Annotated in this window: 6 protein-coding genes; 5 read left to right on the forward strand and 1 reads right to left on the reverse strand. The window is 70.2% G+C overall.

The window, feature by feature from the left end; translation table 11 throughout:
* Window positions 1-156: 156 nt before the first annotated feature.
* The gene (locus AC1DOC_RS07735; protein ID WP_478079724.1) at window positions 157-1,632 is read right to left on the reverse strand and encodes an FAD-dependent oxidoreductase; all 1,476 of its coding nucleotides are present in this window, start codon (window positions 1,630-1,632) and stop codon (window positions 157-159) included.
* 141 nt (window positions 1,633-1,773) lie between these two features.
* Here AC1DOC_RS07735 and AC1DOC_RS07740 point away from each other — a divergent pair, with 141 nt between their 5' ends.
* From AC1DOC_RS07740 to AC1DOC_RS07760, 5 genes are all read left to right on the forward strand, one after another.
* On the forward strand, window positions 1,774-3,447 hold the full coding sequence (locus AC1DOC_RS07740; protein ID WP_478079725.1) for an alpha-amylase family glycosyl hydrolase: 1,674 nt from the start codon (window positions 1,774-1,776) through the stop codon (window positions 3,445-3,447).
* An 8-nt stretch (window positions 3,448-3,455) separates the two neighbouring features.
* Window positions 3,456-5,627, forward strand: a complete 2,172-nt coding sequence (gene glgB / locus AC1DOC_RS07745; RefSeq protein WP_478079726.1) for a 1,4-alpha-glucan branching protein GlgB — start codon at window positions 3,456-3,458, stop codon at window positions 5,625-5,627.
* Window positions 5,628-5,631: 4 nt separating this feature from the next.
* Window positions 5,632-7,713: a glycogen debranching protein GlgX gene (glgX, locus tag AC1DOC_RS07750; RefSeq protein ID WP_478079727.1), complete on the forward strand. Its 2,082-nt coding sequence runs from the start codon at window positions 5,632-5,634 to the stop codon at window positions 7,711-7,713.
* A gap of 103 nt (window positions 7,714-7,816) precedes the next feature.
* Window positions 7,817-9,133, forward strand: a complete 1,317-nt coding sequence (glgC, locus tag AC1DOC_RS07755; RefSeq protein ID WP_478084462.1) for a glucose-1-phosphate adenylyltransferase — start codon at window positions 7,817-7,819, stop codon at window positions 9,131-9,133.
* 17 nt (window positions 9,134-9,150) lie between these two features.
* Window positions 9,151-9,513, forward strand: a 363-nt coding sequence (locus tag AC1DOC_RS07760; protein ID WP_478129623.1) for a glycogen/starch synthase, incomplete at its 3' end; no start/stop codon positions are given.

The raw sequence follows: 9,513 nt of genomic DNA on the forward strand, positions 1-9,513 counted from the left end.
TAGCTGCCCTGCGTGGCCGCCACGACCTTGTCGCGCTGCTGGCGCAGCAGGCGGGTGGCGTGGCCGGGCACCAGCGGCACCGTGGCGTCGATCACGTCGATGGCAAGAGGAGATTCGGAAAGAGTGGTCATGCGTTTCGATGAAGAAGTCTGGAGTTCAGCCGCGTTCGGACGGCGGCGGCGCGGGCACCCATTCGTCGCCGAACAGTTCGGGCTCGCTGTAGGCCTCGAGGTTGGCGAAGTGCTGCTCGAAGTCCTCGCGGTAGAACAGGCTGGCCATGCCGCTCGCGAGCCGCCGGGCGCCATCGCTGATCGCGGGAATGTCGCCCGACACCGTGCCGTGCGACAAGGCCGCGGGATAGCAGAAGCAATGGATGCGCTCGAGGCCCGGGCACTCGCCCGCTGTGCGCTCGCGGAATTCGAACACCGGCCCGAGATCGGGCGAATCGGCCAGCTCCTGGTCTTCGTCGCCGGGCGCGGGCACGAAACGGTCCTTCCAGGTGCGCACATGCGATGCAATGGTGTCGAACTCGGGGCGGCAGCGCCAGTCGATCTTGAAACCGGTCGAAACAACGAGGAAGTCGAACACGAAGTCGCCCCGGGGCGTGGCCACGCGCATTGCCGCGCCCTGCGGCTCGACCGCAAGCACCGGGCAGCCGAAATTGAAGAACGCATTCGGGTGGCGCGACACGCGCAGCGTGCTGCCATGCGGCGGCGGCACGTTGGCCACGTTGATGTAGTGGCGGATGCGCCACTTGAACGCGTCGGGCAGGTCGTAGTGGCCCTGCGTCAGGCCCGGCACGCCGGCGCCCTTGCCCTTGTTGACGCGCGGCAGGTCGGGCCGGCGGATCAGGAGCTCGACGCTGTGCGCGCCGGCCTCCAGCGCGGTGGCCGCGCTGTCCATGGCCGACGAGCCCGCGCCGACCACGCCCACGCGCAGCCCGGCGAGCCGGCCGTAGTCCATCTCGTCGGACGAATGGGCCCACTGCGAGCGCGGCAGCGCGTTGACGAACGCCGGAACCGCGGGGCCGCCAAGCCCGTCGCGCCCCGTGGCTAGCACCACGCGGCGCGCCAGCACCTGCTGCGCACCGGCCGGCGTGCGCAGCGCGAGCCGCACCATCGCACCATCGGCGAGCGGCTGGATGCCGGTGACGGCCATGTCGTTGCGCACATCGATGTTCATCACGCGGCGGTACCAGCGCAGGTAGTCCATCCACTGCAGGCGCGGGATCTTGTCCATCGCAGCCCAGGCCTCGCTGCCGAACTGGGCCTCGAACCAGGCGCGGAAGGTCAGCGCGGGCAGCCCGAGCGCGGGGCCGGTCAGTTCCTTGGGCGAGCGCAGGGTTTCCATGCGCGCCGTGGTGGCCCACGGCCCTTCGCTGCCCGCGGGCGCGCGGTCGAACACCACCGCGCGGATGCCCTGCTGGGCCAGTGCGGCCGCAGCCGCGAGCCCGGCCTGGCCGGCGCCGATGATGGCCACGTCCAGCACGGGCTCGCCGCCGTGCGTGCGAGCCGGCATCCAGGCGCGCGCGGGCCAGCCGAGGCATTCGAGATCCCGGGCGAGCCGCTGCTCGAGCGCGGCAAGGCCTTGCGGGTGGGGGGATGGGGCGGGGGAAGCGGCGTCGGTGGTCATCTTGCAAAACGAAACGGGAAGCGGGTTCGCAGGGAACCCCACCCAGTGTAGAAAGCTTTTCAGGCGGGACCGGGACAGGCCCATGCACGGACCGGGCCCGGATCTCGCATGCCACAATGATTTTCAGACCACAGGGACAGCATGCGCAGCAACAACAGCAGCAATGGCGAATGGTGGCGCGGCGCGGTGATCTACCAGATCTACCCGCGCAGCTTCATGGACAGCAACGGCGACGGCATCGGCGACCTGCCCGGCATCACCTCGCGGCTCGATCATGTGGCGAGCCTGGGGGTCGATGCGATCTGGGTGTCGCCCTTCTTCCGCTCGCCGATGAAAGACTTCGGCTACGACGTGGCCGACTACCGCGCGGTCGATCCGATCTTCGGCACGCTGGCCGATTTCGACGAGATGCTGGCGCGCGCCCATGCGCTGGGCCTCAAGATCATCATCGACCAGGTGCTCTCGCACACCTCCGACCAGCACGCCTGGTTCGCCGAGAGCCGCGCGAGCCGCGACAACCCCAAGGCCGACTGGTACGTGTGGGCCGACCCGCGGCCCGACGGCACGCCGCCCAACAACTGGCTCTCGGTCTTCGGCGGGCCGGCCTGGCAGTGGGATTCGCGCCGCCGCCAGTACTACCTGCACAGCTTCCTCCAGGAGCAGCCCGACCTGAACTTCCATTGCGCCGAGGTGCAGCAAGCGCTGCTGGGCGAAGTGCGCTTCTGGTGCGAGCGCGGCGTGGACGGCTTCCGCTTCGATGCCTGCAACCACCAGTTCCACGATGCGCTGCTGCGCGACAACCCGCCGGCCAGCGCCGCCTCGCTGGACGAGGTGAGCACGGTGCGGGCCGACAACCCCTATGCCATGCAGCAGCACCTCTACGACAAGAGCCAGATGGAGAACCTGCGCTTCCTCGAAAGCCTGCGCGGGCTGCTCGACGACTATGGCGCGGTCGCGCTCGGCGAGGTCGGCGACGAGAACGCGCCGCCCGTCATGGCGCAGTACACCGAACTGGGCAAGCGCCTGCACCTGGCCTACAGCTTCAGCCTGCTGACGGCCGAGCACAGCGCCCGGCACCTGCGCCACCAGGTCGAGACGCTCGACCAGGCRCTCGCGCCGACCGGCGGCTGGGGCTGCTGGGCCGTCTCCAACCACGACGTGCCGCGCGTGGCCACGCGCTGGAGCGGCGGCGGCCCGGAAGACACGCGGCGCGACCGGCTCTGGCTCGCGCTGCTGCTCGCGCTGCGCGGCAGCGCCAGCATCTACCAGGGCGAGGAACTCGGCCTGCCCGAGGCCGAGGTGCCGTTCGAGCTGCTGCAGGACCCCTACGGCCGCGCCTTCTGGCCCGAATTCAAGGGCCGCGACGGCTGCCGCACGCCCATGCCCTGGAAAGCCGACGAGCTGCACGCCGGCTTCACCACCGGCGGGCCCTGGTTGCCGGTCTACGGCCGCCACCTGCCGCTGGCCGTCGACCGCCAGTCCACCGATCCCGACTCGATGCTCGCATTCAGCCGCGCGCTGCTGCGCTGGCGCCGCACCCAGCCGCTGCTGCGCACCGGCAGCATCGCCTTCATCGATGCGCCGGAGCCGGTGCTGTGGTTCGAGCGGCGCGAAGGGAACCAATCGCTGCAGGCCGTTTTCAACCTGGGAGGCGAGTCGGTGTCCATCGCGCTGCGCGAGGCGCTCGAGCCGCTCGCGGGGCATCCACTGGCATCGTCGTCGTCCCTGCAGGCCGGCGCTGAAAGGCGCATGCTGAGGCTGGCGCCCTACGGCGTCTTTTTCGGCCGCCCCGCCGGCGAAGAAGAACCGATGTGAAGAACAACATGCCTTCCCTGCTGCTGCCCGAACGCGAAGTGCACGCGCTGATGCGCGCCGAGCACGGCGATCCGTTCGCGGTGCTCGGTCCGCACGAGACGCGCGACGGCCTGCTGGTGCGCACGCTGCTGCCGGGCGCGCAGAGCGTGGCCGTGGTGCACACGCGCACGGGCTGGCCGCTGGCGCTGCTGTCGCGGCAGGAAGGCTCCGATCTTTTTGCGGGACTGGTGCCCGCAGCGGAAGCGCTGCTGGGCTATTCGTTCCAGGTCGACTGGGGCACGCACAGTTCGCGGCTCGAAGACCCGTACCGCTTTGCGTTCGTGCTGGGCGCCACCGACGTGTGGCTGCTGGCCGAAGGCACGCACCTGCGGCCCTGGGAGCGGCTGGGCGCGCACCTGTGCGAGATGGATGGCGTCAAGGGCGTGGCCTTTGCGGTCTGGGCGCCCAATGCGCGGCGCGTCTCCGTGGTCGGCGACTTCAACAACTGGGACGGCCGGCGCCACATGATGCGGCTGCGCCGCGAATGCGGCGTGTGGGAAATCTTCGCGCCGCAGGTGGCCACGGGCGACGGCTACGAATTCGAGATCCTCTCGGCCCAGGGCGAGGTGCTGCGCAAGGCCGATCCCTTCGCCTTTTCCTCGCGCCTGCGGCCCGAGACCGCCTGCGTGGTCGCGCCACTGCCCGCGCCGGTGGCGATGCCGCCCGGACGCGCCGCCGCCAACGGCCGCCATGCGCCAGTGAGCATCTACGAGGTGCACCTGGGCTCCTGGCGCCGCAAGAACGGCCACGAATGGCTGGACTACCGCGAGCTGGCCGACACGCTGGTGCCGTACGCGCGCGACATGGGCTTCACGCACATCGAGCTGCTGCCGGTCAGCGAGCATCCGTTCGACGGCTCCTGGGGCTACCAGCCGATCGGCCTGTATGCGCCCACCTCGCGCTTCGGCACGCCCGGCGACTTCCGCCATCTGGTCGAAGCCGCGCATGCCGCGGGCCTGGGCGTGATCCTCGACTGGGTGCCCGCGCACTTTCCCACCGACGCGCACGGCCTGGGCCGCTTCGACGGCACCGCGCTCTATGAATACGCCGACCCGCGCGAAGGCTTCCACAACGACTGGAAGACCTTCATCTTCAACTACGGCCGCACCGAGGTGCGCAACTACCTGGTCGGCAATGCGCTGTACTGGCTCGAGCGCTACGGCGTGGACGGGCTGCGCGTCGACGCCGTGGCCTCCATGCTCTACCGCGACTACAGCCGCCAGCCCGGCGAATGGGTGCCCAACATCCACGGCGGGCGCGAGAATCTCGAGGCCATCGACTTCCTGCGGCGCATGAACCAGGTGGTGGGCGTCGAGCGCCCGGGCGCCATCACGCTGGCCGAGGAGTCCACGAGCTTTCCGGGCGTGACGCGGCCGCCCGAGGACGGCGGCCTGGGCTTCCATTACAAATGGAACATGGGCTGGATGAACGACACGCTCGCCTATGCGGGCATCGACCCGGTCCACCGCAAGCACCACCACCAGAAGATCACCTTCGGCCTGATGTATGCGCACAGCGAGAACTTCGTACTGCCGCTCTCGCACGACGAGGTGGTGCACGGCAAGGGCTCGATGTTCGGGCGCATGCCCGGCGACGAGTGGCAGAAGTTCGCGGGGCTGCGCAATCTTTATGGCTACCTCTGGGCCTATCCGGGCAAGAAGCTGCTGTTCATGGGCAATGAATTCGCCCAGGTGGCGGAATGGAACGCCGACCGCAGCCTCGACTGGCACCTGCTCGAGCAGGCGCCGCACCAGGGCATGCGGCGGCTGGTGCGCGACCTCAACAACGTGTACCGGCACTTCCCCGCGCTGCACGAGCTCGACACCGAAAGGGCCGGCTTCGAGTGGCTGGTGCATGACGACCGGGAGCAGTCGGTCTTCGCCTTCGTGCGCCGGGCCCAGGGCGGCTCCTTCGTGGTGGCGGTGTGCAACTTCACGCCGCTGCCGCGCCACGGCTACCGGCTCGGCGTGCCGGCAGCGGGCGCCTACCGCGAGGCCATCAACACCGACGGCGCCGTGTACGGCGGCAGCGGTGTCGGCAACGGCGTGGTCGACAGCGAACCGGTGCCCTGGCACGGCCGGGCCGATTCGATTCTGATCAGCGTGCCGCCCCTGGCCACCGTGATGTGGGTGCTGGCCTGAAGCGATGCTGAGCCCGGGCTCCCCCTTCCCCCTTGGCGCGACGCTCTCGCCGAACGGCGTGAACTTCGCGCTCGCGGCGCCCAGCGCCGAAGCCGTCGAGCTCTGCCTTTTCGACGGCACGGGCCAGCATGAGCAGCAGCGCATCCGGCTGCCGGCCTTCACCGACGGCGTCTGGCACGGGCTGCTGCCGAGCGGTCGCGCCGGGCTGGTCTACGGCTTTCGCGTGCACGGCCCGTGGGCGCCGCACGAGGGAAAGCGCTTCAATCCTGCGAAGCTGCTGCTCGATCCGTATGCGCGCGAGATCGTCGGCCGGTACGACGGCAGCGACCTGTTCCTCGGGCACGATCCCGCGAATCCGGATCAGCGCAACACGCGCGACAACGGCGCCGTGGCGCTCAAGGGCCGCGTGGCGGCCGCCGCCGATGGCTCGGCCGCACCGGGCCATGCCCGCATCCCGGCCGGCGAGCGCGTGCTCTACGAACTGCATGTGCGCGGACAGACCCGGCTGCACCCGGGCGTGCCCGCGGCCTTGCGCGGCACCTATGCGGGCCTGGCCGAGCCCGTGGTGCTCGACCACCTGCAGGCCCTGGGCGTCACCACGCTGAGCCTGATGCCGGTGCAGCACCGCGCCGACGAACAGCGGCTGCTCGCCATGGGCCTCGGCAACTACTGGGGCTACAACACCATCGGCTGGTTCGCGCCCGAGGCGCGCTACTGGAGCGGCCGCGCCGGCACCACGCCGGCCAGCGAATTCCGCGCCCTGGCCGACGCGGTGCATGCGCGCGGCATGGAGCTGGTGATCGACGTGGTCTACAACCACAGCGCCGAGAGCGACGAGCTCGGTCCCACGCTGTCGATGCGCGGCATCGACAACGCGCTCTATTACCACCTGCGCGCCGATGACCGCGCGCTCTACGCCAACTGGACCGGCACCGGCAACTGCCTCAACCTGGCCGAGCCGCGCGTGCTGCAGCTCGTGATGGACAGCCTGCGCCACTGGACCTGCGCGCTCGGCGTCGACGGCTTCCGCTTCGACCTCGCGCCCGTGCTGGGGCGCGGCGCCGATGGCCATTTCGACCCGCGCGCGCCCTTCTTCGCGGCCATCGCGCAAGACCCCGTGCTCTCGCGCACGCTGCTGATCGCAGAGCCCTGGGACATCGGGCCGGGCGGCTACCGCCTGGGCGAATTCCCGCCGGGCTGGCTCGAATGGAACGACCGCTACCGCGATACCCAGCGCGGCTTCTGGCTGCGGCAGGGGCGCGAGGGCGCCGCCGGCCTGGGCGACTTCGCGCATCGCTTCACGGCCTCGAGCGCGCAGTTCGCCCACCATGGCCGCGCGCCCACCGCCAGCGTCAACTTCATCACCGCGCACGACGGCTTCACGCTGCGCGACCTGCTCTGCTACGAAGAGCGGCACAACCTCGCCAACGGCGAGAACAACCGCGACGGCCATGCGCACAACCTGAGCAACAACTGCGGCGTCGAGGGTCCGAGCGACGACCCCGCCGTGCAGGCCGAGCGCGGCCGCCTGCAGCGCGCGCTGCTCGCCACGCTGCTGCTGTCGCAGGGCACGCCGATGCTGCTGGCCGGCGACGAGCTCGGCCACAGCCAGCAAGGCAACAACAACGCCTACTGCCAGGACAACGAAACCACCTGGCTCGCCTGGATCGGCGCCCACGATCCCGCCAGCGAAGCAGCGCGGCTGAGCGCCTTCGTCGCCCGGCTCATTGCCCTGCGCCGCGAAGCGCCCGTGCTGCGCAGCACGCGCTGGTGGCCGGCCGAGCCGGCAGAGGGCGCGCCGGGCATCCGCTGGCTGCGGCCCGACGGCCAGCCGATGCGCGAGGCCGACTGGCACGGCGGCACGGCGCTTGCAATCCTTTTCGAAGCGGCGGCCGCGGATGCGGGCGCCTGGCTGGTGCTGGTGAATGCGGGGCCGGCGGCCATGCCGTTCAGGCTGCCGGCGGGTTCATGGCAGTGGCGGCTCGCGACCGACGATCCGGCGCCCGAGGCCGGCGCCGCGCAGCCACAGCCGCATGCCGGCACGGTGGAGGTACCGCGTTCGAGCCTCCGGATTGCAAGAACGTAGCAGCCAGCCGCGCCGCACGGTGCTAGGCTGGCTGCAGAAGCGCTGAAGACGAAGAAGACGAAGAAGACAAGACGACAAACCGCCAAACGAACGGAGACACAGGATGGACAACCACAGCATCAGCAGCAACAGCACGCCGCAGGCCCCCCTGCAGGCGCATCAACTGGTCCGCCGCACCATCGCGCTGGTGCTGGCCGGCGGCCGGGGCTCGCGCCTCAAGCAGCTGACCGACCGGCGCGCCAAGCCGGCGGTGTACTTCGGCGGCAAGTTCCGCATCATCGACTTCGCGCTGTCGAACTGCCTGAACTCGGGCATCCGGCGCATGGCGGTGGTCACGCAGTACAAGTCGCATTCGCTGATGCGCCACCTGCAGCGCGGCTGGAGCTTCCTGCGCGCCGAGCTCAACGAGATGGTCGACGTGCTGCCCGCGCAGCAGCGCACGGGCGACGAGCACTGGTACCGCGGCACCGCCGACGCGGTGTACCAGAACCTGGACATCATCCAGACCCGCTCCACCAAGCACGACTACGTGGTGGTGCTGGCCGGCGACCATATCTACAAAATGGACTACTCGATCATGGTCAAGGACCATGCCGAGCGCGGCCTGGGCTGCACGGTCGGCTGCATCGAGGTGCCGCGCATGGAGGCCACCGCCTTCGGCGTGATGGCCATCGACGACGGCCGCCAGATCACGGCCTTCTTCGAGAAGCCGGCCGATCCGCCCGCCATGCCGGGCCATCCCGACGTGGCGCTCGCGAGCATGGGCATCTACGTGTTCGATTCCGAGTACCTCTACCAGCTGCTCGAGGAAGACGCCGCCAACCCCGATTCGAGCCACGATTTCGGCAAGGACATCATCCCGCGCGCCGTGGCGCAGGGCCGCGCGCTGGCGCACCCCTTCGGCATGTCCTGCGTCACGCGCGCCTCGCGCGGGCCCGGCGCCAAGGCCTACTGGCGCGACGTGGGCACGATTGATGCATTCTGGGCAGCCAACCTCGACCTGGCCTCCATCACGCCCGAACTCGACATCTATGACACAGACTGGCCCATCTGGACCTACCAGCGGCAGCTGCCGCCGGCCAAGTTCGTGCTCGACCGCGAGGGCAAGCACGGCATGACCGTCAACACCATCGTCTCGGGCGGCTGCATCGTCTCGGGCTCCAAGGTCAGCAGCTCGGTGCTGTTCTCGGGCGTGCGCATCCATTCGTTCTGCGACATCAACGAGGCCGTGCTGCTGCCCGACGTCGAGGTGGGCCGCGGCGCCCGGCTCAACCGCGTGGTGGTCGACCGCGGCTGCGTCATTCCGGACGAGATGGTGATCGGCGAAGACGCCGACGCCGATGCCGCGCGCTTCGAGCGCACCGACAACGGCGTGGTGCTGGTCACCCGCGAAATGCTCAAGCGCCTGCTGGCTGCCTGAGGCCGCACCCTTCCCCGATGCGAATCCTCCAGGTCAGCGCCGAACTCTTCCCCCTGCTCAAGACCGGTGGCCTCGCCGACGTGGCCGGCGCGCTGCCGCTCGCGCTCATGGCCGCCGGACAGGACGCACGCGTGCTGCTGCCCGGCTTCCCGGCCATCCTGGCCGGCGTGCGCGACCTGGCGCCCGTGGCCGAATTCACGGCGCCCTGGGGCCCGGAACGCTTCGGCCTGCGCGCGGGCCGCATCGCCATCGACGGCGCGGCGGCGCCGATCCCCGCCTACGTGATCGATGCGCCGGCGCTGTATGACCGGCCCGGCAACCCCTATGAAGACGCCACGCGCCAGCCCTACGGCGACAACCACCGGCGCTTCGCGCTGCTG

Source organism: Variovorax sp. 01T439_2 (genome assembly GCF_056398445.1).

Coding starts and splice junctions, on each gene's coding strand:
- glgC (WP_478084462.1), top strand. CDS start 7,817: ATGGACAACCACAGCATCAGCAGCAACAGCACGCCGCAGGCCCCCCTG.
- glgX (WP_478079727.1), top strand. CDS start 5,632: ATGCTGAGCCCGGGCTCCCCCTTCCCCCTTGGCGCGACGCTCTCGCCG.
- AC1DOC_RS07735 (WP_478079724.1), bottom strand. CDS start 1,632: ATGACCACCGACGCCGCTTCCCCCGCCCCATCCCCCCACCCGCAAGGC.
- glgB (WP_478079726.1), top strand. CDS start 3,456: ATGCCTTCCCTGCTGCTGCCCGAACGCGAAGTGCACGCGCTGATGCGC.